This window comes from Georgenia phoenicis (assembly GCF_047302425.1).
Taxonomy (GTDB): Bacteria; Actinomycetota; Actinomycetes; order Actinomycetales; family Actinomycetaceae; genus Oceanitalea.
On record NZ_CP154855.1, the window covers coordinates 198,469 to 221,307 of the forward strand.

Genomic DNA, 22,839 nt, shown 5'->3' on the forward strand with positions numbered 1-22,839 from the left:
CCCTAGAGGTAGGGCGCCACCAGGCGCTGGTAGCGGTCGGCCATCGTCGCGACGACCTCGTCGCCGGGGGTGTCCCAGATCGACTGGTTGAAGATCTCCACCTCGACGTCGCCCGTGTAGCCCGCCTCGGCCACCCACCGACTGATAGTGGCGAAGTCGACGTAGCCGTCACCCATGTAGCCGCGGGAGAGGAGGGAGTCGTCCGCCAGAGGCAGGATCCAGTCGCACACCTGGTAGCCCGCCAGGCGCCCCTCGGCGCCGGCGCGGGCGATCTGCGACTCCAGCTTCGGGTCCCACCACACGTGGTAGGTGTCCACGACGACGCCCACCGACTCCGGCGCGAAGTCCGCGGCGAGGTCGAGGGACTGCTCGAGCGTCGAGAGCACCCCGCGGTCGGCGGCGAAGATCGGGTTCATCGGCTCGAGGACGAGGCGCACGTCGTGCTCCTCGGCAAAGGGCACGAGCTCACCGATCCGGTCGGCCATCCGCTGGCGCGTCGCCACGAGGTCGCGGTCCCCGTCAGGCAGCGCCGGCTGCCCCGGCGACGGGTTGGCCGGCAGCCCGCCCACCACCATGACGAGCTCACGCGTCCCCAGGGTCGCGGCCTCGACGATCGCGGCGCGGTTGTCCTCCAGCGCAGCCCGCTGTCCCTCGGCGTCGGCCGCCGTGAGGAAGCCGCCCCGGCACAACGAGGACACCCGCAGGCCGGCCTCGCGCACCACCGAAGCGGCGCGCTCCAGCCCGGCCTCCGCCACCCGGTCGCGCCACAGGCCCACGGCACCGAGCCCGGCCCGCGCCGCGACGTCCACGGCCTCCTCGAGGGTGAGGGCCTTCGTCGTCGCGGTGTTGAGCGAGAGTCGCGAGAGGTCCGCACTCACAGGGTGATCTCCGGGATCTCCACGCGGCGACCCTCGGCGGAGGACTGCAGGCCGAGCTCGGCGAGCTGGACGCCGCGCGCCGCGGAGAGCAGGCCGTAGCGGTGCGGCCGCTCGGCGACGACGTCGCGGAGGAACTCCTCCCACTGCAGCTTGAAGCCGTTGTCGAGGTCGGCGTTGTTCGGCACCTCGAGCCACTGGTCACGGAAGGGCTCGGTGACGGGCAGGTCGGGGTTCCACACCGGCTTGGGCGTGTGCGCGCGCTCCTGCGCCACGCAGTTGCGCAGCCCGGCGACGGCGGAGCCGTGCGTGCCGTCGACCTGGAACTCGACGAGCTCGTCGCGGTGGACGCGCACCGCCCAGGAGGAGTTGATCTGGGCGACGACGGGGTCCCCACCGGGGGTGGTGACCTCGAAGATGCCGTAGGCGGCGTCGTCGGCGGTGGCCGTGTACTCCTTGCCCTGCTCGTCCCAGCGGGTGGGGATGTGGGTGACGGCCTTGGCAGTGACGGCGTCGACGGTGCCGAGGATGCCCTCGAGAACGTAGTTCCAGTGGCAGAACATGTCGACGACCATGCCGCCGCCGTCCTCCTTGCGGTAGTTCCAGCTCGGGCGCTGGGCGGGCTGGATGTCGCCCTCGAAGACCCAGTAGCCGAACTCCCCGCGCAGGGACAGGATGCGGCCGAAGAAGCCCTGGTCGACGAGACGGCGGAGCTTGACCAGGCCCGGCAGGTAGAGCTTGTCGTGGACGACGCCGGCGGTCACGCCGGTCTCCTGGCCCAGGCGGGCGAGCTCGACGGCCTCCTCGAGCGTCTCGGCCGTGGGCTTCTCGGTGTAGACGTGCTTGCCGGCCTTCATCGCCGCGGTGAGCGTGGCCTTGCGCAGCGAGGTGAGCTGGGCGTCGAAGTAGATGTCGATGCTCGGGTCGTTCATCACCGAGTCGACGTCGGTGGTCCAGTGCTCGACGCCGTGGCGCTCGGCGATCTCGCGGACGGCGTTCTCGCGGCGGCCAACGAGCACCGGCTCGACCTGCACCCGGGTGCCGTCCTCGAGGAGGAAGCCGCCCGCGTCACGGATCGGGAGGATCGATCGGATGAGGTGCTGGCGGTACCCCATCCGGCCGGTGATGCCGTTCATCGCGATCCGCAGCGTGCGCGTGGTCATGTGCTCTCCAGTGAGACGGGCCGTGTGGCGAAGAAATGGGGAATGCGCTTTCCAACCTAACGACCGGCCCGTCGCACTGTCAAGACGGCGTGAGGTCGCGCACACCCGATTGCTTTCGGGAAGATTCTTGAAGGTTCATCCATTGCCCCCGACATGACCACACACAAGATCGGCATCGTCGTCAGCTCCTCCCGCCCCACCCGCATCGGCCACAAGGTCGCCGAGTGGGTCGCCTCCCAGGCCCCCGAGAGCACCGAGGTCGACGTCGTCGACCTCGCCGAGATCGAGCTGCCCTTCCTCGCCGAGCCCGAGCAGCCCGCCACCGGCAACTACACCCTGCCCACCACCGTCGCGTGGTCCGAGCGCGTGCGCTCCTACGACGGTCTCGTCATCACGGTGCCCGAGTACAACGCGGGCTACCCGGCGCTCCTGAAGAACGCCATCGACTCCCTCCACGCCGAGTGGAAGGACCTGCCGATCGGTGTCGTCGGCTACGGCTGGGGCGCCGCCGCGAACGCCGCCCGCCAGCTCGGCGAGGTGCTCGACCGCGTCCAGGCCGTCCACCTGCCCGGCCCGGGCCTGAGCTTCGGCAAGGACCTCTCCACCGAGGGCGAGATCCTCGAGGCCGCCCCGGCCGAGGACGTGCGCAGCCTCTACAGCCAGGTCCTCACCGCGGTCCGCGAGAAGGCCACGGTCTGAGCCGCAGCTGATCCGTCACGTGAGGCGGTGGCCCGCCCCGGGCCACCGCCTCCGTGCTACCTCGGACCGGGCGTCGACTCCCGTAGCACGACCTCACCACTCACCGTGACGAGCTCGGCCTGCTCGCCGTCGTCGAGGGCGAGGGCGGTGACCCGGCGGCCGATGTCGACCATGTCGATGCGCACGGTGGTGAGCGTCGGGGTGACGTCCCGCAGCGCGTAGATGTCGTCGAAGCCGGCGAAGCCCATGTCGCCGGGCAGTGAGAGCCCCGCCTCGCGGGCCGCCGCCATCGCGCCGAGCGCCATGACGTCGTTGACGGCGAAGACGACCTCGACGTCGAGGTCACGTCCCAGCAGCTCGACCATCGCGTCGTGCCCGCCGTCACGGACGAAGGGTGAGGAGATGACGGCCTCGTCGGGGACGGGCGAGCCCAGCTCGGCGAGCGCCTCCCGGAAGCCGCCGCGCCGCTCGGCGGCGGTGAGGTGCCGCTCGGGGCCGCCGAGGACGGCGAAGCGCCGGTAGCCCAGCTCGTGCAGCGAGCGCGCGAGCGCCGCGGACGCGCCGCGGTTGTCGACGTGGACGGCCTTGACCCCGAGGATCGGCTGGCCGACCATCGCGGCCGCTCCCCCTCGCTCCTGGTACGCGGCCAGCGCCTGGCGCAGGCGCCGGTTCGCGGCGTCGTCGTCCTGGCGGCCGCCGACGACGATGATCGAGCGCGCACGCAGGTTCTGCAGGGTCTGGATGAAGCCGACTTCGCGCTCGGCGTCGTGCTGAGTGTTAGCGAGGGTGACGGCGAGCCCGGCGGCGTCGGCCGCCTCGGTCACGCCCGCGGCGATCGTGGAGAAGAAGGGGTCGGCGATGTCGTGGACGATGAGTCCCAGGGTCGCGGTGCGGCCGCGCGCCATCGCCTGCGCGTTGGCGTTGGGCGAGTAGTTCAGCCGCTCCGCCGCGCCGAGCACGCGCTCGCGCAGGTCGGCGCGCACCGAGCGGTTGGTGCTGCCGTTGATGGCACGGGAGGCGGTGGCCAGCGAGACCCCGGCCTCGCGGGCGACGTCGCTCAGCGTTGCCGCCCGCCCGTTGCCGGCCGCGGCACGAGTGGGTGTCATCCAAGTCTCCTTGCTCCCGCGTACGGCGCGGGGGCTGTGGTCGGTGAGCCAGCGGGCGAACCTCGGCACGGTAGCAGGAAGCGCTTCCCGTCGGAACGGGCGGGCCAGGGCCCTGCACCGCGTCTCACGGTGCAGGGCCCCAGCCGGCTCAGCGGCCCCGGACGGTGTCGATGTCCAGGCCCGGCAGGTACCCGTGGTCCCCGCTGTAGATCGCCGAGACGAGGGTGATCCCCCGCACCGGCGGCAGCTGGACCTCGACGCTGCCGTCCTCGTCGACCGGCACCGTGCCGAGCACGCGGAAGCCGGCGGTCACCGTGACGGTGCCCGTGGGGGTGGGCGCGCCGTCCCGTCCGGACACGTCGACGATGACGTCCGGGGTGCTGCCCCGGGGGACCGTCCGGTCCACGTCGATGTCCACCCGCGGGAGGGCGGGGAGGACGACGTACGTGACGGCACGGCTGGCCGACTCGGTGAAGCCGTCACTGCCCGGGAACACGGCGGTGAGTCGGTGCGCCCCGGCGGGCAGGTCCCGCGGGAACGGCACGGACGCCGTCCCGTCGGGGCCGAGCTCACCGGTGGCGACGACCTCGCCGTCGGCGTGGATCTCCACGGCTCCCGACGGCGTCCCAGAGTCGGCGGCCACGGTCACCCGCGCCGTCGTCTCCGCACCGTAGGTGGTGAGCTGCCGGGACAGGCTCAGCGACGTCGTCGTGGCGACGTCCTCCTGCGGCGCGGCAGGGACGGAGACGACGAGATCGCGCATCCGGCCGGTGTTGTCGAAGGAGCCGAAGCCGATCTGGCCGCCGTCGAAGGTCGAGTCGGCCGCGGTCATGAGCGGGGTGTCGTCCCCGTCGACCCACACGGCGATCTCACCGGTCCCGGCGCAGTGGACGACGCGCACGTCGTGCCACTCCTCGTCGGTGATGGCCGGGGGTGCGCCGATCGACCCGTCCCACTGGTCGTCGATGCGCTCCCGGTCCTTGCCGTCCACCTTGAAGATGCCGTTGTGCGCGTAGATCGTGTTGTCCTGCGAGACGTGCGCGTAGTAGTACTCCGTGTCGGACTGCCAGCCGAAGACGATGATGATGTCCCGGTTGCTCACCGACGACGGCGCGTCGAGGCGGACCTCGGCGTCGATCTGGACCGACTCGTACTCGCGGCCGTCGAGGATGGCGTACTCGAAGGGGCGGCGAATGCCGTCGTTCGGGTTGTCGCCCGCCTCGGCGAGGATGATCTGGTCACCCGGGAACTCCCACTTCGAGGGGGTCCGCGGGGTCCAGTTCTCCCCGGCCATGAGGTCCGTCTCGGACTCCGCGAACTCGCACGACGGCGACGGCGGCGGCTCGACCGGCTCGACGCCGAACCCGGCGTAGATCTCGGCCATCTCCTCAGCGGTGGGCACCGTGTCGAGGAAGGTGAGATCGTCCATCCGGCCGTTGAACGGGTTCCGCTCCGCGGTATTCTGCGGGAAGCTGCCACCGATCTTGATGCCGTTGGGCAGCGTGTCGGACGTGGGGCCCGAGCCCCACGTGTTGGCCGCGGTGTACTCGCCCTCGAGCTCCTCACCGTTCATGTAGAGCTTCATCTCGCCGGCGACGTAGTCGAAGGTCGCGGCGAGGTGGACCCACTGGTTGCGCTCGAGGATCTCGTCCCAGGGCTTGTCCGCGGCGAAGGTCCACGAGCTGCCGTCGTCGAGGCGGCGGCCCAGGGCCACGAGACGCTGCTCGCCGCCCACGTCGATGATCTCGAGCAGGGCGCGCACGCCGTGGCCGTCGGAGTTGCCGGACAGGACGCCGGCGAGGCCGATGGCGTTGTAGCGGTCGTCCGGGTTGGCCGACTCGCTGTTGGGCGCGGGCAGGTCACCGGTGCGCTTGAACCAGCCCATGACGCTGATCTGGTCGGCTCCGGCGAAGGCGTCGAGCGACTCGACGCCGTCAGGGTCGTAGACGCCGGCCTTCCAGTCGTTGTTGCCGCGGACCGTGGGGCTCAGCTGCTGGGTCTGCAGCGCCCGACCGGCGCCGGGGTAGGCGGCGTCGGCCACGCGCTGGAGTGCACCGCCGTTGATGAGCTCGATGTCGGTGCCGGAGAAGCCCTGGTCGTCCTCCCACGCGGGGTTGCCCTCGACCGGGTTGTCGAAGGTGTAGTGCGCGACGACGTTGTCCTCCTCGACCTCGCGCGCCCCGGTGACCCGCCAGACCTTCCCGTCGGCCTTGGACACGAGGTAGAGCTCGCCGTCGGCGTCGGCGCCGAAGCGCAGGTCGACGCGGCGGTCGCCGACGAGCTCCTGGAAGGTCGTCTCCTCGCCGTCGTGGAAGACGCGCAGCTGCTCGATGGTCGCGAGGTCCTCGACGTCGCCGTCGTTGCGGACCATCTCGTCCGCCTCGGTCGACAGCACCCAGCCGCGCACGAGGTCGGTGAACAGGTACTTGCCCTGGAGCTCCTCGATCTCGCCGCGGTAGACGAAGCCGCCGTTGACGGCCACGCCGGCGTCACCGGTCTGGCCGGGGTCACGGTTGTGGTCGTAGGCGGCCACCGGGTATGTGAAGCCGTACTCGGCGTCGTTCTCCGGCAGCGGGTAGATCTGCCGGTTCTCGGCGAGGAAGGGGCCCTCGCGGTCGGACCAGCCGAAGTTGTCACCGGCCTGGACCTCGTAGATCGACTCGACCTGCCACTCGCCGATGTGGCCGAGGTACATCTTCCCGGTCTCGGTGTCCCAGCTGATGCGGTGCGGGTCGCGCATGCCGACGGCGTAGATCTCCGGCAGCGCGCCCTCGACGTCGACGAAGGGGTTGTCCGCGGGGATGCCGTACTCGCCGTTGGCGCTGTCGTCGCCCAGCGGGTCGATGCGGAAGATCGTGCCCTGCGGGGTGGACAGGTCCTGCGGGTTGTCGTTGCCGACGCCGTTGCCGCCGTCACCGACGAGGATGTAGAGGTTGCCGTAGTCGGCGTCGCCCTCCTCCGCCGTCGGGTTGAAGGCGATCTGCTGGACCGTGTGGACGCGGCCACCGAAGGGGACGCGCATCATCTCGCGGCTCGTGCCCTCGAAGGTCTCGGCGCTCGGGTCGGTGGCGGTCCACTCGGTGATGACGCTGTGGAAGCCGGTCGTGCCGAAGCCCGGGAAGTCCGGGGTGTCCTCGGTGAGGGCGGAGCCCGCCTCGGTGTGGACGGTGTAGAAGATGCCGTTCTCGGCGAACTCCGGGTGGAACTCGACGAAGCCGAATCCGGTGCCGAGGCCCGCGTGGTTGTGGAAGTTGTCGATGAACTGGTCACGGACGTTGAGGTAGGCGGTGTAATCGCCCGTCTCCTCGTCGACCATGTAGAGGATCTCGTTCATGTCCGGGACCGCGAGACGGCCGGAGCCGTCGGGCACCTCGTCGAGGTGGGTGATGCGGTTGTGCCGGATCAGCCGCTGGTCCTGCGTCTCCGGGGTCGTGTGCGACTCGGGCAGCTGGACGACCTCCTCGACCTCGATGCCGAGCGTCGACATCTCGGGGTCGGGCAGCGGGTTGAGCAGCGGCTCGGGGGCCGTGTCGGCGACCTCGCAGTCGGCGGCGTTGCCCGTGGCGACCGCGAGGTTCTCACCGGTGGTGTCGACGGCGACGTCGTCGAGCATGATCCGGCCGGTGTTCGGCGAGCCGTTGATCCAGAAGAACCGGTCGAGGGGGCCGTCGACGGCGGCCCGGAAGCCGAAGGTCTCCTCGGCCCCCTCGGGCAGCCGGGTCTGCTCCTCGTACGGGCCGCCCTGGCTGTAGACGGCGACCTCGTCGGTCTCGTTGTCGGCGACCAGCCACACGCACTGCCACACGTCCTCGGCCCAGGTGCCCGCGGTGGCGAAGGAGCCGCCGTCGCGCACGAGGAGGTTGGCGCTGTTCTGGTTGTTGACGTAGGCCCGGCTGTGGGCGAAGTCGGACGGGTTGTCGTTGTCGGTGATGCCGAACGACGTGTCGACCGATCCGTCGCGGCGGATGCGGAAGAAGACCGTGCCGGTCTCGCCGTCCTCGATCGCGGCGACGGCGCGGTGGGCGCGCTGGTTGTTGCCGCTGAGCTCCAGGGCCCGGTTGTTCTGGTTGACCGGGTCCGGGATGACGGCCGCGGCACTGGTGGAGGTCCACCCGTCCTGGCCGTCGAGAGGGCCTGTCGTGTAGCCCTCGAAGGTATGGAGCTCGGTGAAGCCGGGCTCCTCGGTCTGCGCGCCGGCAGGCACCGCGAGCAGCGTCGCGCACATCGCCATGCCCGTCACCGCCGCCGTCACCACCCTGCGTCTCGTGGGTTGCCGTGTTGACGTCATCGTCACGCTCCTCCGTTGGTAAGCGCTTTCTCTGGCAGTCACCAACGCTAGTCCTGTGCGCGACGGCGGAGCATCCTGCGAAAGCAGGACGAACCGGGCGGCGCTGCCGAGCGCTCCGGCTTACGTGCGGGTTTCGCACTCTGTGAGGTCACGAACTCCACACGTAGGCCAACGGGTACCGAGTCGATCAGCTCACCGTCGTGCCGAAGGCGAGCCCGAGGAGGTAGGTGACGGCCGCTGCGCCGTAGCCGATGGCGAGCTGGCGCAGCGCGCGCCTGAGCGGCGGGGCGCCGGAGAGCACGCCGACCACCGCCCCGGTGAGCAGAAGCGCGAGGCCCACGACCACGGCCGCAGTGACCACAGCGGTGAGACCGCTGAGCCCGAAGATCCACGGCAGCACGGGGAGCAGCGCGCCGGAGGCGAAGAAGCCGAAGCTCGACAGCGCCGCGCTCACCCCGTTGCCGATCTCCTCGTAGTCCGGCTCGGCCTCCTCGCGCCGCGGGCCGGTCGCCGAGAGCACTTCCTGCGCCCGCTCCTCCGCGGCCTCGGCGTCCATGCCGCGGGCCCGGTAGACGAGGGCGAGCTCGTTGGCGTCGACGTCGAGGTGCGGGATCGCCTCCTGGGCCCGCGGGTCGGGGCGGGAGGCCTCGAGCAGCTCGCGCTGCGAGCGCACCGAGACGTACTCGCCCGCGGCCATCGACAGCGCACCGGCGAGCAGGCCGGCGAGCCCGGTGAACAGCACGGTCTGCGGCGCCACTCCCGTCGCCCCGATGCCGAGGACGAGGGCGAGGTTGGAGACGAGGCCGTCGTTCGCGCCGAAGACGCCGGCCCGGAACATGCCCGACATCCGGCTGCGGCCGCGGGTCGCCAGGGACCGCACGACCTCCCCGTGGATCTGCTCGTCGGCCACCATCGCGGAGGTCGCGTCGTCGTCGCCGGCGTAGGAGGAACGGGCCTCGGCGCGCTGGGCGAGGGCGAGGACGAAGACGCCGCCGAAGCGGCGGGCGAGCCAGCCGAGGATGCGGGTGCGCACGGCACCGCGCATCGGGTGGCCGACGTGGTGGCCGAGCAGCTGGCGCCAGTGCTCCTCGTGACGGCGCTCGGCCTCGGCGAGCTCGAGGAGGATCTCCCGCTCCTCGCCCTCGCGGCGGCGCGCGAGGTCACGGTAGACGGCGGCCTCCGCGCGCTCGTCGGCGAGGTAGCGCCGCCAGCGGCGCACCTGCGCACGGGTCGGCTCGGGACGGTCGGTCGGGCTCACGCCCATAGCCTCACAGGGTTCCCCGCCGTGGGGAAACGAGGTCCGCCTTCCCTCACCCGGGCTTTTCGGGCGCCCTCACACGGCTCAGGCGTCGCCGGCGGCCTCGTCCTCGAGCCGCTGCCTGTCCAGCAGCGCCGTCCACCGGCGACCGGAGTCGATGACGCCCTCCTTCTTCCACCGGCTCATCACCCGCGACACCGACTCCGGCGTCGAGCGCGCAAGGCCCGCGAGGTCGGCACGCGACAGCGGCACCTCGAGCATGACGGCGCCCCCACCACGGTCCTCCCCGAGCTTGTCCGCCAGCCGCAGCAGCACAGTCGCGACGCGCTGGGGCACGGTGTCCGTCGTCTGTCCGCCGATGTCGGCGTGGGCGCGGGCCAACCGCGCCGCGACGTCGTCGAGCACCCGCAGCGCGACCTGGGGATGCTCGACCAGCACCTCGCGGAAGTCGTCCTGGTCGATGCGGAGGGTGCAGGAGCCGACGAGCGCGGTCGCCGTGTGCGAGTGGTACGGCTCCCCGAGGGTCCCCATCGCCCCGAAGAGCTCGCCGGGCACAAGAATGTCCGCGACCGTCTCGGTCCCGCCCACCGTCACCTGGGAGAGCTTCACCCGCCCCTCGGCGACGACGTAGAGGACCGTCGCCGGGTCGCCCGCCCGGTACAGGGTGCTGCCCGGCGCCCAGGAGGTCGTCCGCATGCGGCGGTCGACACGTTCGATCGCCTCCTCGCCGAGGTCGCGGAAGTAGGGCGCCCTGGTGAGCACGTGCCTGCGCACCGGCCACGGACACCGGTGGGGCAGCGTCACCTCCCGCAGCGGGATCGTGCGCCGCCCGGAGGCGGCCGGCGGCCGCGGCGGACTCTGGGACGACATCGGCACTCCTCCCTCCGCCGGCGGACACAGCGCTCCCGCAGGCTATCGGGCACGTCCGCAGGCCGCTGCAAGCCGGCGCGCAGCTGATTGACGGCCGTCATGTTCCCTTCGGCAGAGCCTTCCTACGTTGGTGAGTGCCGAGGGAAGCGCCCTCACAGCGACGAAAGGACACCCCATGACCACCACCGCAGCCACCCGCTCCGTCTTTCGCGCCGAGGGCTTCAGCTGCCCCAGCTGCGTGAGCGCAATCGAGAAGCAGGTCGGCCGCCTGCCCGGCGTCCACGGCGTGACCGTGAAGTTCGCCTCCGGCCGCGTCGAGGTCGACCACCTGCCGGAGGTCACCACCACGGAGGAGATCGTCCTGGCGATCGGCAGGGCCGGTTACAAGGCCGCGCTCTCGTGGTTCTGACCGCCCACGCCCGACTCACGAAAGGCCCCGCCATGACCCTCACGTCCTCCCGCTCCCCCTGGGCCGTGCCGGCCGCCGCGGGGGCACTCATCGCCGTCGCGGCTGCGGCCTCCTTCTCGGCAGGCGTCAACCCCTTCTCCAGCAGCCACGCGGGCGGTGGTGGTGACGCACCCCTCGCCCTGTCCCACGTGCTCATGACCGCCGCGGCCGTCGTCGCCGGGCTACCGATCGCCGTCAAGGCGGTGCGGGCGCTACGCCACCGCACGGTCGCCATCGACCTCCTCGTCTCGGTCGCGGCGATCGGCGCGCTGGTCATCGGTGAGGTGTGGGAGGCCGCCGCGGTGACCTTCCTCTTCTCCGTCGGTCACGCGCTCGAGGCCCGCACGATGACCCGGACCCGGTCCGCGCTCGCCGAGCTCGTCGCCGCCGCCCCCGACGTCGCCGTCGTCCTCCGCGACAGCGACCAGGTCGAGGTGCCCTCCGCCGACGTGGTCCCGGGTGAGACCGTGCTCGTCAAGAGCGGCGTCAAGGTGCCGGTCGACGGCGTGGTGATCGCCGGCGCTGCGGCACTCGACGAGGCGTCGATCACCGGGGAGTCGGTCCCCGTCGAGAAGACGGAGGGCGACCAGGTCTTCGCCGGCACGGTCGCGGGCAGCGGCTTCCTCCAGGTCCGGGCCACCGGCGTGGGCGCCGACACGACGCTGGCCCGCATCGTCCACCGGGTCGAGGAGGCACAGGACGCCAAGGCGAGGGCGCAGACCTTCCTCGAGCGCTTCTCCGCCTGGTACACCCCCGCGATCATCGTGCTCGCCGTGGTCACGGCCGTGCTCACGGGCGACGTCGTCATCGCCCTCACCCTGCTCGTCATCGGGTGCCCGGGTGCACTCGTCATCTCGATCCCCGTGGCGGTCGTCGCCGGGATCGGGCGCGGGGCGAGGGACGGCGTCCTCGTCAAGGGCGGGGAGCACCTCGAGGCGAGCGCCCGGATCGACACCGTCGCCCTCGACAAGACGGGAACCCTCACCGAGGGGCGTCCGCAGCTGACCGACGTCGTCGTCCTGGCACCGGGCCTCGGCCGGGACGACGTGCTCACCTGGGCGGCGCGCGCCGAGGCCGGGTCGGAGCACCCGCTCGCGCGGCCGGTCCTCGCCGCCGCGCATGCCGAGCGCCTGCCCGTGGCCGGTCTTCCCGAGCGCACCGAGCCCGTCCCGGGCATGGGCGTCGTCGCCACGATCGGCGGTCACGACGTCGCGGTCGGCAACCTGCCACTGCTCGCGGCGCAGGGCATCACCGACGACCGCGGCGCGGCCGCCGAGGTGGACCGGCTCGCGGCGCTGGGCCGCACGCCCATGGTCGTCGCGCTCGACGGTCAGGTCATCGGCGTCGTCGCGGTCGCCGACCGGGTGCGCTCCGGCGCAAGGGAGCTGGTCGCCCGTCTCCACGCCTCCGGCGTCACGCGGGTCGTCATGCTCACCGGCGACAACCGCCGGGTCGCGGAGGCGGTGGCGGCCGAGGTCGGCGTGGACGAGGTCCGCGCCCACCTGCTGCCCGAGGACAAGCTCGCCGTCATCAGGGAGCTGCAGGCGGAAGGCCGCACGGTGGCGATGGTCGGTGACGGCGTCAACGACGCACCGGCCCTGGCCACGGCCCACGTCGGGATCGCCATGGGCGCCGCCGGCACCGGGCTCGCCATCGAGACGGCGGACGTCGCGCTCATGACCGACGACCTCCTACGGGTCCCGCACGCCATCGCACTGGCCCGGCGCACCGTCTCGGTCATGCGTCAGAACATCGCCCTCGCCGTGGTCACGGTGGCCGTGCTCCTCGCCGGCGTCCTGGCGGGCGGGGTGACCATGGCGGTGGGCATGCTCGTCCACGAGGGCTCGGTGCTCGTCGTCATCCTCAACGCGATGCGCCTGCTCCGCCGCCGCGACGACGGACCGGGCGCAGTGCGGCCTGTCCCACGCAGCACCGCCACCGAGCCGCAGCCGGCGTGACGGCGGCGATCACGCGCGCCGGTGGATCCCCTCGACGAGCTCGACGACGGCGAGCGCGTCGCGCGGGTCCACGGGCAGCGGGCCGCCGTCGAGCAGCGCCTGCGCCAGCAGTCCGTAGAAGTCCTGGTAGCGCCCGGGCTCGCTCACCACCGCCCGCGCACCGTCCGCGGTGACCAGCCGGCCGTCCTCCCCACGCCCGTAGCCGGGCCCCGACGGGCGCATCCCACCCGCCAGCTGGGCCTCCTGAACGTCGCCGGCCACGGTGACGAAGGTGGCCTCCGCGCCGACCACGCGCAGCCGCGGGCCGGGGTCCGCCGTCGTCGTGCTCACCCAGATGTGGGAACGGGCGCCGCTCGCGTGGGCGAGGGAGACGAAGGCGTCGTCGTCCGCTCCGCCGCGCACGCTGGCGAGCTCGGCGTGGACGTCGGTGACCGGGCCGAGCAGGAGCAGGGCCTGGTCGAGGAGGTGCGAGCCGAGGTCGAAGAGCACCCCGCCGCCCTCGCGCCACGTCGCCGCGGCCTTCCACGGCTTGGTCTCCGCGGTCTTCCACCGCTCGAGGCGCGACTCCAGGCGCCGCACCCGCCCGAGCGCACCCTCGGTCAGCAGGCGCTGGAGGGTGAGGAGCTCGCCGTCCCAGCGCCGGTTGTGGAAGACGGTGAGCGGCCGGCCGAGCCGCTCCGCGTGCTCGACGAGTCCACGCGCCTCGCCCGGGTCGGGTGCCAGCGGCTTGTCGACGACGACGGCGCAGCGCGCGTCCAGCGCGGCTCGCGCGACCGGGACGTGGGTGGCGGGAGGGCTCGCGACGACGACGAGGTCCGGCCGCGCCGCGAGCGCCTCCGGCAGGTCGGCGACGACGCGCGCCCGCGGGTGCAGGCGCGCGGCGTCGGCGACCCGGGCCGGGTCCGAGGTGACGACGACGTCGAGGCTGAAGCGTGCGTCGTCGGCGAGGAGCGGCCCGTGGAAGACGCGCCCCGCGTGGCCGAAGCCGACGAGGGCGGTGGAGAGCGGGCTCAGAGCTCGGGCTGCGGAGGCGTCGGGCGCATCGAGCCGCCGACGCCGGTCTGCGAGGCGTCCCCGCTGGTCGCCGTGGAGCCGGACGAGGAGCCCGAGGAGCCGGACGTGCTGCCCGACGAGCCACCACCCATGCGGCTCTTGACGGTGTCGGTGACCTTGTCGGTGACGGCGGAGGCCTTGTCCTTGGCGACCTCGCTGACCTTCTCCTCGACCTTGTGCACGCTGGACTGCACGCGGGGGTTGTCCCACACCTGCTGGCTCGCGGACTTGATCTTCTCGAACTGCTGGCGGCCTGCGCGGGCACCGAGCACGTAGCCGACCCCGGCCCCGACGAAGAACGAGAGCTTGCCCATGAACGTCCACCTCCGTGAGTGATGTGTGGGGCACCACCCTAGGGGCGGACCCGCCGCCGCGCGCGTTCCGGCGGCGACTAGGATCGCCGGGTGAGCACCGAGCAGAACCCCGACGCCTCCGTCGCGGAGGACCTGGCCGAGTCCACCTCCGACGCCTCCCTCGACCGCACGCGGGCGCGCTCCCGCGCCATCGAGGCGGAGATCGACGCCGACCCCGGCAAGTTCCGTGTCCTCACCGGGGACCGGCCCACCGGCAACCTCCACCTGGGCCACTACTTCGGGACCCTCGCCAACCGGGTCGCGCTGCAGAACCGGGGCGTGGAGACCTGGGTGCTCGTCGCCGACTACCAGGTCATCACCGATCGCGACGCCGTCGGGGAGATCCAGGACCGGGTGCTCTCGCTCGTCGCGGACTACCTCGCCATCGGCATCGACCCGGCGCGCTCGACGATCTTCACGCACTCCGCGGTGCCGGCGCTCAACCAGCTCATGCTGCCCTTCCTCTCGCTCGTCACCGACTCCGAGCTGCGCCGCAACCCCACGGTCAAGGCGGAGTACGAGGCCACCGGCGGGCGCCCGATGTCCGGCCTGCTCCTCACCTACCCGGTGCACCAGGCCGCCGACATCCTCTTCTGCAAGGCCAACCTCGTGCCCGTGGGCAAGGACCAGCTGCCGCACCTCGAGCAGACCCGAATCGTGGCCCGCCGCTTCGACGAGCGCTACGGGCGCGCGCAGGCGGACCGGCCGGTCTTCCCCCAGCCGGAGGCGCTCCTGTCCGCCGCGACGAACCTGCTCGGCACCGATGGGCAGAAGATGAGCAAGTCCAAGGGCAACACCATCGAGCTCGGGATGGACGCGGACACCACCGCCAAGCGCCTGAAGAAGGCCGTCACCGACGCCGACCGCCACATCACCTACGACCCGGCCGGGCGGCCCGAGGTCTCCAACCTCGTCCTCCTCGCCGCGCTGGCCAGCGGCCGCGACCCCCACGAGGTCGCCGAGGAGATCGGCGACGGCGGCGGCGGCACCCTCAAGCGCGTCGTCACCGAGGCCGTCAACGAGCACTTCGCCCCGATCCGCGCCCGCCGCGCCGAGCTCGTCGCCGACCCGGGCTACCTGCGCACGGTGCTGGCCGAGGGCAACGCGCGCGCCAACGCGGTCGCCGAGGACACGCTCGCCGAGGTCCGCCAGGCGATGGGCATGGTCTACGGCTGACCGTCACCGATTGCGGAGCGGTGGCAGGCCCCTAGCCTCGAGCCATGGGTCTGCCTACCTCTGACCGGGCACTGGACGTCGCCGTCTACGGGGCCAGCGGCTTCGTCGGGCGGCTCGTCGCCGAGTACCTCGCCGAGCACGCGCCCGACACGCGCGTGGGGCTCGCCGGCCGCTCGCGGGAGCGGCTGGAGGAGGTGCGCGGCAGTCTGGGACCGGCCGCGGCCGCGTGGCCCGTGATGGTCGCCGACGCCGAGGACGACGCCGCCCTCGCCGAGCTCGCCCGCTCCACGCGCGTCGTCGTCACGACCGTGGGCCCCTACAGCCGGCACGGCATGCCGCTGGCCCGCGCCTGCGCGGAGGCCGGCACCCACTACGCCGACCTCGCCGGGGAGGTCCTCTTCATCCGCGAGACCGCCCAGCGGCTGCACGAGACGGCGCAGCGCACCGGCGCTCGGATCGTCCACTCGTGCGGCTTCGACTCCGTCCCCTCCGACCTCGGCGCCTTCCTCACCGCCGAGCGGGCCCGGGCCGACGGCGCAGGAGAGCTGCTCGCCACGACGCTCGCCGTCCGCTCCGCCTCCGGCGGGGTCAGCGGCGGCACGATCGACTCGATGCGGATCCAGGTGGACGCGGGCCGCGACCCGGACAACCGCCGCATCCTCGCCGACCCGTACGCGCTCGTCCCCGACCGCGCCGACGCGCCCGACGTCGACCAGCACACCCCCTCCCGGCCCTTCCGCGACGCACAGACCGGCACCTGGGTGACGACCTTCCCCATGGCCGCCTTCAACAGCCGCATCGTCCACCGCAGCAACGCGCTCCTCGGTTGGCGCTACGGCCGCGACTTCCGCTACCGGGAGGTCGTCGACCTCGGGCCCGGCCCCCGCGGACGACGGCGGGCCCAGGCCCTGTCCGCGGCCACCGGTGCCGCCGCGGGCGTCATGGCCTTCCCGCCCACCCGCTGGGTCGCCGACCGCCTGCTCCCCTCCCCCGGCGACGGCCCGGACGAGGAGACCCGGCGCAACGGCCACTTCCGCATGGAGGTGGTCGCCCGCACGACGTCGGGCGCCCGGTACCGCACCGTCGTCGCCGCCCAAGGCGACCCGGGCTACGCGGCGACGTCGGTGATGATCGGGGAGTCCGCGCTCGCCCTCGCCCACGACGAGGCGCACCTGCCGGGCGACGGTGGCGTCCTCACCCCGGCGACGGCGCTCGGCACGGTCCTCGCCGACCGTCTCGTCGCGGCCGGCTTCGAGATCACGACCGAGCGGCTCGGCTGACCCTCAGGCGCAGCGAGCGGTCAGCCGAGCTTCGCCCGCACCTGCTGCGCCGCTGCCACGAGGTGGCGCAGGCTGGGCTCGACCTCGTCGTAGCCGCGGGTCTTGAGGCCACAGTCCGGGTTGACCCACAGCAGCTGGGAGGGCACCGACTCGGCCGCAAGCGCCACCAGCTCGGCGAGCTCCTCCTCGCTCGGCACGCGCGGGGAGTGGATGTCGTAGACCCCCGGCCCCACACCCCGGGCGAAGCCGGCGGCCTGCAGCTCGGGCAGCACCTCCATCCGGGAGCGCGCGGCCTCGATGCTCGTGACGTCCGCGTCGAGCGCGTCGATCGCGCCGATGACCTGCCCGAACTCCGAGTAGCACAGGTGCGTGTGCACCTGGGTGGCCGGTGCCGCGACCGCCGTCGCCAGCCGGAAGGCGCCGACCGACCACTCGAGGTACGCGGCCTGGTCCTCCCTCCGCAGCGGCAGCAGCTCGCGCAGCGCGGGCTCGTCCACCTGGATGATCCCGATGCCGGCCGCCTCGAGGTCGGCGACCTCGTCGCGCAGCGCGAGGGCCACCTGCGCCGCGGTGTCCGCGAGCGGCTGGTCGTCGCGCACGAAGGACCACGCGAGGATCGTCACCGGGCCGGTGAGCATGCCCTTGACCGGCTTGTCGGTGAGCGAGGCCGCGTGCCGGGACCACTCGACGGTGATGGGCGCGGGCCGGGCGACGTCACCCCAGAGGATCGAGGGCCGGGTGCAGCGCGTCCCGTAGGACTGGACCCAGCCGTTCTCGGTGACGGCGAAGCCCTCAAGGTTCTCCGCGAAGTACTGGACCATGTCGTTGCGCTCGGGCTCGCCGTGGACGAGGACGTCGAGGCCGAGCTCCTCCTGCAGCCGCACGACCCGCGCGATCTCCGCGCGCATCGCGGCGGTGTACTCCTCCGCGCTCAGCTCGCCGCGGCCGTACGCGGCCCGGGCCTTGCGGATCTCGACGGTCTGCGGGAAGGAGCCGATCGTCGTCGTCGGTAGCGGGGGCAGGTCGAGGACCTCGGCCTGCGCAGCGGCCCGCTCGGCGAAGGGCGCGCGCTGCCGGTCGGCGTCGGTGAGGGCGGCGACGCGGTCGCGGACGTCGGCCCGGCGCACGCCGGGGTGCTCGAGGCGGCTGCGACGGCGGTCGGCGGCGGCCACGAAGGCCTCCTTCGCCGCGTCGCGGCCCCGGGTGAGGGCCGTCGCGAGCGCGAGGACCTCCTCGACCTTCTGGTCGGCGAAGGCGAGCCAGCTGCTCAGCTGCGGGTCGAGCCCCGTCTCCGCGCCGACGTCGTAGGGGACGTGCTGGAGGGACGTCGAGGTGGCGACGCACAGGCCACCGTCACGGGCGGCGCCGGGCCGCAGCCCCGCCTCGAGCTCCTGGAGCCGCTCGAGCGCGCCGTCGAGGTCGGTGCGCCACACGTTGCGTCCGTCGACGACCCCCGCGACGACGACGGCGTCCCCCAGCTGCGAGAGCACCTCACCGGAGGGCGCCGCGCCACGGACGAGGTCGACGCCGACGGCCTCGACCCCGGCCCCGGCCAGGACCGGCAGCGCGTCCTCCGCCGGCCCGTAGGCGACGGGGACGAAGAGCGCGGGCCGTTCGGGGCGGGTCGTCTCGGCCGCGAGCACGGTGTAGGCCCGCTCGACGGCGGCGAGCACGCGCTCGCGCGGAACGTCCCAGTCGACGGCGAGCGCCGGCTCCTCGAGCTGCACCCACGGGGCGCCCGCGCCGCCCAGCGCGTGGAGCAGCTCGACGTAGGCCGGGAGCACGTCCTCGAGGCGGTCGAGCGGGGTGAAGCCCTCCGGCGGGGCGGCCGCGGGAGCGGCGCCGTCGGCGGGGTCGGCCTCGGCCACGGCCTTGCTCAGCAGGAGGAAGGTCACCGGCCCAAGGATGACGGGCCGGGTCGTCACGCCCTCGGCCGCCGCCTCGAGGAAGCAGCGCTGGACGCGGTCGTCGGCGAGGCGGAAGCGGGTCTGCGGGCTGATCTCCGGGACGAGGTAGTGGTAGTTCGTGTCGAACCACTTCGTCATCTCCAGCGGCGGCCGCTCCCCGGCTCCCCGGGCCAGGGTGAAGTAGCCGGGCAGGTCGAGGACGCCGTCGTCGTCGAGGAGGTGGGCGAAGCGGGGCGGGACGGCCCCGAGGGTGACGGCGGTGTCGAGCACCTGGTCGTAGAAGCTGAAGTCGGAGGGGATGGAGGCGTCGTCGGCGGCGAGGCCGAGGTCGACGAGGCGCGCGCGCTGGCGGCGGCGCAGCTCCGCGGCGGCGATCTGGAGGTCGTCGAGCTCGCTGCGGCCCGCCCAGAAGGACTCCACGGCCCGCTTGAGCTCGCGCCGTGGCCCGATCCGCGGGTAGCCGAGGATCGTGGCGGCGGGCAGCTGGGGTGCGGTCGGGTCGGTCATCGGGTGGTCCTCGGGCTCGTGGTGGACAGCGGGCGGCGCAGCCGTTCGACGACGTCGAGGGCCGGCCGGTACTGGTTGAAGGTGAACAGGTGAAGCCCGGGCGCGCCAGCGGAGACGACGTCCTCGACGAGCGCGACGGTCGCCTCGATGCCGACGCGGTGGCGCTCCTCGTCGTCGGCCGCGGCGGCGAGCCGCTCGAGGAGCGGCGCGGGCGCGGGGACGCCGGTGAGCTGGGCGAGGCGGGCGAGCCGGCGGGGGTCCGTCGTCGGGATGATGCCGGCGACGACGGGCAGGTACACGCCCACGGCGCGCGCCTCGCTGACGAGGTCGGCGTACGCGGCGGCGTCGTAGAACACCTGGGTGATGGCGAAGTCCGCGCCGGCCTCCTGCTTCTCCAGCAGGGCGGCGACGTCCTGGCCGCGGGTGTGGCTCGAGCCGGCCGGGTAGGCGGCGACGGCGACGCTGAGCACGCCCGTGGTTCCGAAGCGCTCGCGCTCGACCGCGCGGATGAGGGCGACGAGCTCGCTCGCACTGTTGAGCCCGTCGGGGCGCGGGACCCAGGTGTCGGTGCCGGCCGGCGGGTCGCCGCGCAGGGCGAGGAAGTCGCGCACGCCGTCGTCGACGAGCTCGGTGACGTAGCGCTCGAGCTCGGCGCGGGTTGCGTCGACGCAGGTGAGGTGAGCGATCGGGGTCACCGGTGTCTCGGCCAGGATGCGGCGCACGAGCGTGCGGGAGGCGTTCCGGGCGGAGCCGGAGGCTCCGTAGGTGACGGAGAAGAAGTCGGGGCCGGCGGCGGCCAGACGCTCGACCGTCTCCCACGCGGCCGCCTCACTGGCGGGCGTGCGCGGTGGGTAGAGCTCGAAGGACACGGTCGGTCGTCCACGCGGCACAGTCACGAGGCTAGCGGTGCTCAAGAGGTCTCTCCCATCGGACCTGGCGGAAGCACCCGCACCCGCGGACGGGGGGTTGCTGCGGCGTCGACGAGCCAGGACTCTCGGCCGCTCTGGATGGTGGGGCGATCGTCGTGGAGCGTCTGCTGCGTGGGCAAGGACCATCCGACATCCGAGACCTCCGGGCGCGGACGCGCTCGTCGGTGAGACGTCGTAGCGTGGGTCCATGGCCACCCGATGGCACGACGAGGCGATCGGCGCGGAGAAGGTCGCCCGTGCCACCGGCCGCTCCCGCGAGGAGTGGTACGCCCTGCTCGACACCGCCGGGGCCACCGGGTGGAAGCACAAGCAGATCGCGGAGTGGCTCGTCACCGAGCACGACGTCGACGGCTGGTGGGCCCAGAGCCTCACCGTGGGCTACGAGCAGGCGCGCGGGATGCGCCTACCCGGCCAGCGCCCGGACGGCACCTTCGACGCGAACGTGTCCAAGACGGTGGGGCGCGGCGCCGAGGAGGTCTTCGCCCACCTCGTCGACGACGCGCGGCGCGAGGAGTGGCTGCCGGGGTGGCGGGTGGTGAGCGCCAGCGCGTCCAAGCGGGCAAGGCTGACGAACGACGACGGCGCCCGCGTGGTCGTCGAGCTCGCCGCGGCGGGGGAGAAGGTGCGGGTGGCGGTGCAGCACGGGGGCCTGCCCGACCCGGACGCCGTGGCCGAGTGGAAGGACTTCTGGAGAGGGGCGCTCGGCCGCCTCGCCGCGAACGTCGCACCCGCCTGACCTACGCGGTTGTCCTCCGACCTCCCGCCATGGCGCACCTCCGGATGGGGTGAACCGGGGAGGTCACGCCTGGCGCTCACTCCGCGCGTGCGACCTCCAGGGCGCGCCTGCTGGAGGCCAGCAGGGACTCATCCGCGCCGGCCAGCTCGCGCAGCTCGAGGGCACGCGCGAACTGCTCCGCCGCCTCCTCCGGGCGCCCGGCCGTGAAGAGGACCTTGCCGAGGTGCTGGCGCATGACCGCCTCCCACGGGGTGCCCTCGCACTCCGCGACCAGCACGACGTAGTCCTTCCGAGCGGTCTCGAGGTCCCCGAGGTCGCGCGAGCAGTCCGCGAGCAGGGCGCGCACCCGCACTGTCCGCTCCCTGCCCCCGAGCAGCCGCGCGGCGTCGGCGGGCCGCCCGCACCACAGCGCCTCGACCGCGTCCCGGTGGGGGTCGTCCGCCAAGCCACGCCGGAACTCGGGAAGGTCGACGATCCGGGGCAGCTGCGTCGCACCGTCGATCACCCAGCCCCGTCCGCCCGGGAGATCACTCACCGGGCGACCGTACCGCGCCGGAGTGACCGGATAGCGTGGCGGGATGGGGAGACGCACGATCACCAGCGCCGCCGGCCTCGTCCTGCTCGCCGGCCTCGCCGCGGGCTGCGCCGACGCCGCGCCCAGCGACGCCGAGATCGACGAGTGGCTCGAGAGCCGGCCCCAGACCATGGCGGACGACGCCGTGGGAGCGATGTCCTCGGCGATCCACCCGGGCCCCGCGGCCGGCGAGCCGGCCGCCACCCTCAACCTCGGCCAGCCGGCGGACGTCACCGGCCTGCGGGTCGAAGGCCTGGGCGCGGAGAACCTGCTCGTCTCCGTCGCAGTGACGACGGCGGACGGGGAGGAGACGCTCGACCGGACGTTCGCCTGCGCGGACGACCCGCACGAGGAGGAGCTCACGGTACCGGGAGCGCAACGTGTGAGCGTCGAGGCCTTCACGGGCGACGACCACGTGGGCGCCGTCCACATCGAGGTCCTCGGCGAGAGCATCACCCCCGGCTGACCGGGCGACCCGCCGCCGACCTCCCCGGTTACCCTCCGACCTCCCTCCCACACGTGCGGGTGAGGTGAACAGGGGAGGTCACACCAGGCCGGGGCGGTAAGTGCGCTCTCGGCGATAAGTGCGCTCTCGGCGATAAGTGTGCTGTCGGCGGTAAGTGTGCTGTCGGCGCACACAGGGGCCCGGCGGGCTACTGGGGGGAGATCTGGGCGACGACGGCGCGGTGGTCGCTCTCGCCGACCTCGCGGACCGCGGCGGCGTCCACGGTGTAGGCGTCGCCGTCGACGAGGACGTGGTCGATCGGTGCACCGACCAGGCGTGGCTGATCCGCCGGCCAGGTGGCCACACCGCCGACGCCGCCCTCGACGGACGCGTCGACGCAGGAGCCGACGTCGCGCATCGGGGCGTGATCGAGGGTCGCGTTGAAGTCGCCGGCCACGATGACGCCCGGCTCGCTGCGGCAGGGCTCGGTCACGGCCTCGAGGTCGGCGCGCCACTTCTCCATCGCCCGTCCGGGCGCGTGGGGGCTGAAGGGGTGGACGGCCACGAGCACCGGCCCGGAGCCGTCGACCGGCTCCGCGCGGACCGCGCCGTGCGCCGTCTCGGGGGCCGGGGCCTCGGTGTACTCGCCCAGCTCGTCGCTGACGAGCAGCGCCGTCGAGCTGGAGTCCCACTCACCGGTGCGCTCGACGAAGAGCTGGTAGGAACCACCGTCGCGGGAGACCAGCCCCTGGGCGATCCTCCGGGCGCTGTCCTCGGAGGTCTCGGGCAGCACGAGCACGTCCGCGCCGGCGTCGTGCGCGGCCGCGGCCACCTCCTCGGCGCTCGAGCCGCCGCCGAGGGTGTTGAGCGTGAACACCGTGATCGCGCCCTCGCGCGCGGCCGGCAGCTCCTCGTCACCCAGCCCGCGGGACCAGAGCACCCCCGCGTGCCCGACCCCGACGGCGAGCAGCACCACGCCCAGGACCGCGCGACGCGGCCACCGCCGCCCGAGCAGCGCCGCGAGCAGCACGCCCAGGAGCAGCACCCCACCGAGCACGACGAAGCCCGCCACGAGGTAGGGGCGCATGGCAATCGCCTGCGTCACCGGGGCGACGGTCGAGATCCCCAGCCTCGCGGGGTCGAGGGTGAGGACGGCCGCCGCGGCCAGCGCGAGGGTGAGCACCCAGCCGAGAAGCTTGAACACCGAGCCATTG

19 protein-coding genes and 1 riboswitch are annotated in these 22,839 nt (G+C 73.2%); of the genes, 7 read left to right on the top strand and 12 right to left on the bottom strand.

The annotated features are described in order from the left end of the window. Nucleotides 1–2: 2 nt before the first annotated feature. The gene (locus AA0005_RS01060; RefSeq protein ID WP_413451585.1) at nucleotides 3–878 is read right to left on the bottom strand and encodes a sugar phosphate isomerase/epimerase family protein; all 876 of its coding nucleotides are present in this window, start codon (nucleotides 876–878) and stop codon (nucleotides 3–5) included. After that, nucleotides 875–2,038 carry a Gfo/Idh/MocA family protein gene (locus tag AA0005_RS01065; protein ID WP_413451586.1) on the bottom strand — a complete coding sequence of 388 codons (1,164 nt, stop codon included), beginning with the start codon at nucleotides 2,036–2,038 and terminating at the stop codon, nucleotides 875–877. The genes AA0005_RS01060 and AA0005_RS01065 overlap by 4 nt, the downstream gene beginning before the upstream one ends. A 153-nt stretch (nucleotides 2,039–2,191) precedes the next feature. Here AA0005_RS01065 and AA0005_RS01070 point away from each other — a divergent pair, with 153 nt between their 5' ends. After that, a complete protein-coding gene (locus AA0005_RS01070; RefSeq protein ID WP_413451587.1) occupies nucleotides 2,192–2,737 on the top strand; it encodes an NADPH-dependent FMN reductase in 546 nt (181 codons plus the stop codon). A gap of 56 nt (nucleotides 2,738–2,793) precedes the next feature. Here the strand turns inward: AA0005_RS01070 and AA0005_RS01075 are convergent, their stop codons facing one another. The 4 genes from AA0005_RS01075 to AA0005_RS01090 all read right to left on the bottom strand — a co-directional run bounded on the left by AA0005_RS01075 (nucleotide 2,794) and on the right by AA0005_RS01090 (nucleotide 10,259). Beyond that, entirely contained in the window at nucleotides 2,794–3,843 is a 1,050-nt protein-coding gene (locus AA0005_RS01075) for a LacI family DNA-binding transcriptional regulator (RefSeq protein ID WP_413451588.1), read from the bottom strand. A 148-nt stretch (nucleotides 3,844–3,991) separates the two neighbouring features. Then, on the bottom strand, nucleotides 3,992–8,131 hold the full coding sequence (locus AA0005_RS01080; protein ID WP_413451589.1) for a PQQ-dependent sugar dehydrogenase: 4,140 nt from the start codon (nucleotides 8,129–8,131) through the stop codon (nucleotides 3,992–3,994). A gap of 187 nt (nucleotides 8,132–8,318) precedes the next feature. Further along, a complete protein-coding gene (locus AA0005_RS01085) occupies nucleotides 8,319–9,395 on the bottom strand; it encodes a VIT1/CCC1 transporter family protein (protein ID WP_413451590.1) in 1,077 nt (358 codons plus the stop codon). Nucleotides 9,396–9,473: 78 nt separating this feature from the next. Then, the gene (locus AA0005_RS01090; protein ID WP_413451591.1) at nucleotides 9,474–10,259 is read right to left on the bottom strand and encodes a Crp/Fnr family transcriptional regulator; all 786 of its coding nucleotides are present in this window, start codon (nucleotides 10,257–10,259) and stop codon (nucleotides 9,474–9,476) included. Between the two features lie 175 nt (nucleotides 10,260–10,434). On the opposite strand from AA0005_RS01090, the gene AA0005_RS01095 reads away from it, so the two are divergent. Next, nucleotides 10,435–10,668, top strand: coding sequence for a heavy-metal-associated domain-containing protein (locus tag AA0005_RS01095; protein WP_413451592.1), 234 nt, complete (start codon nucleotides 10,435–10,437; stop codon nucleotides 10,666–10,668). A 32-nt stretch (nucleotides 10,669–10,700) separates the two neighbouring features. Then, nucleotides 10,701–12,665, top strand: a complete 1,965-nt coding sequence (locus AA0005_RS01100; RefSeq protein WP_413451593.1) for a heavy metal translocating P-type ATPase — start codon at nucleotides 10,701–10,703, stop codon at nucleotides 12,663–12,665. A 9-nt stretch (nucleotides 12,666–12,674) separates the two neighbouring features. On the opposite strand, the gene AA0005_RS01105 is transcribed toward AA0005_RS01100, so the two are convergent. Together AA0005_RS01105 and AA0005_RS01110 are read right to left on the bottom strand one after the other, a co-directional pair. Beyond that, on the bottom strand, nucleotides 12,675–13,679 hold the full coding sequence (locus tag AA0005_RS01105; protein ID WP_413453043.1) for a Gfo/Idh/MocA family oxidoreductase: 1,005 nt from the start codon (nucleotides 13,677–13,679) through the stop codon (nucleotides 12,675–12,677). Then, nucleotides 13,676–14,032, bottom strand: a complete 357-nt coding sequence (locus tag AA0005_RS01110; RefSeq protein WP_413451594.1) for a YtxH domain-containing protein — start codon at nucleotides 14,030–14,032, stop codon at nucleotides 13,676–13,678. The genes AA0005_RS01105 and AA0005_RS01110 overlap by 4 nt, the downstream gene beginning before the upstream one ends. Nucleotides 14,033–14,164: 132 nt before the next feature. On the opposite strand from AA0005_RS01110, the gene trpS reads away from it, so the two are divergent. Both trpS and AA0005_RS01120 read left to right on the top strand, forming a co-directional pair. Further along, a complete protein-coding gene (gene trpS, locus AA0005_RS01115; RefSeq protein ID WP_413453044.1) occupies nucleotides 14,165–15,247 on the top strand; it encodes a tryptophan--tRNA ligase in 1,083 nt (360 codons plus the stop codon). A gap of 44 nt (nucleotides 15,248–15,291) precedes the next feature. After that, the gene (locus AA0005_RS01120) at nucleotides 15,292–16,527 is read left to right on the top strand and encodes a saccharopine dehydrogenase family protein (RefSeq protein WP_413451595.1); all 1,236 of its coding nucleotides are present in this window, start codon (nucleotides 15,292–15,294) and stop codon (nucleotides 16,525–16,527) included. 20 nt (nucleotides 16,528–16,547) lie between these two features. Here the strand turns inward: AA0005_RS01120 and metE are convergent, their stop codons facing one another. Together metE and AA0005_RS01130 are read right to left on the bottom strand one after the other, a co-directional pair. Then, nucleotides 16,548–18,941 (bottom strand): 5-methyltetrahydropteroyltriglutamate--homocysteine S-methyltransferase, encoded by a 2,394-nt coding sequence (metE, locus tag AA0005_RS01125; RefSeq protein WP_413451596.1) that lies wholly within the window; start codon nucleotides 18,939–18,941, stop codon nucleotides 16,548–16,550. Beyond that, nucleotides 18,938–19,831 carry a methylenetetrahydrofolate reductase gene (locus AA0005_RS01130; RefSeq protein ID WP_413451597.1) on the bottom strand — a complete coding sequence of 298 codons (894 nt, stop codon included), beginning with the start codon at nucleotides 19,829–19,831 and terminating at the stop codon, nucleotides 18,938–18,940. Before AA0005_RS01130 ends, metE begins: the two co-directional genes overlap by 4 nt. A gap of 31 nt (nucleotides 19,832–19,862) precedes the next feature. Next, nucleotides 19,863–19,955, bottom strand: a riboswitch (SAM riboswitch). A 102-nt stretch (nucleotides 19,956–20,057) separates the two neighbouring features. On the opposite strand from AA0005_RS01130, the gene AA0005_RS01135 reads away from it, so the two are divergent. After that, on the top strand, nucleotides 20,058–20,606 hold the full coding sequence (locus tag AA0005_RS01135) for a DUF4287 domain-containing protein (protein ID WP_413451598.1): 549 nt from the start codon (nucleotides 20,058–20,060) through the stop codon (nucleotides 20,604–20,606). 76 nt (nucleotides 20,607–20,682) lie between these two features. On the opposite strand, the gene AA0005_RS01140 is transcribed toward AA0005_RS01135, so the two are convergent. Beyond that, nucleotides 20,683–21,141, bottom strand: a complete 459-nt coding sequence (locus AA0005_RS01140) for a tetratricopeptide repeat protein (protein ID WP_413451599.1) — start codon at nucleotides 21,139–21,141, stop codon at nucleotides 20,683–20,685. Between the two features lie 43 nt (nucleotides 21,142–21,184). Here AA0005_RS01140 and AA0005_RS01145 point away from each other — a divergent pair, with 43 nt between their 5' ends. Then, the gene (locus AA0005_RS01145) at nucleotides 21,185–21,646 is read left to right on the top strand and encodes a hypothetical protein (RefSeq protein ID WP_413451600.1); all 462 of its coding nucleotides are present in this window, start codon (nucleotides 21,185–21,187) and stop codon (nucleotides 21,644–21,646) included. Between the two features lie 187 nt (nucleotides 21,647–21,833). Here AA0005_RS01145 and AA0005_RS01150 read toward each other — a convergent pair whose 3' ends face one another. After that, complete coding sequence (locus tag AA0005_RS01150; protein WP_413451601.1) at nucleotides 21,834–22,829, bottom strand: endonuclease/exonuclease/phosphatase family protein; 996 nt, start codon at nucleotides 22,827–22,829, stop codon at nucleotides 21,834–21,836. Between the last annotated feature and the right edge of the window lie 10 nt (nucleotides 22,830–22,839).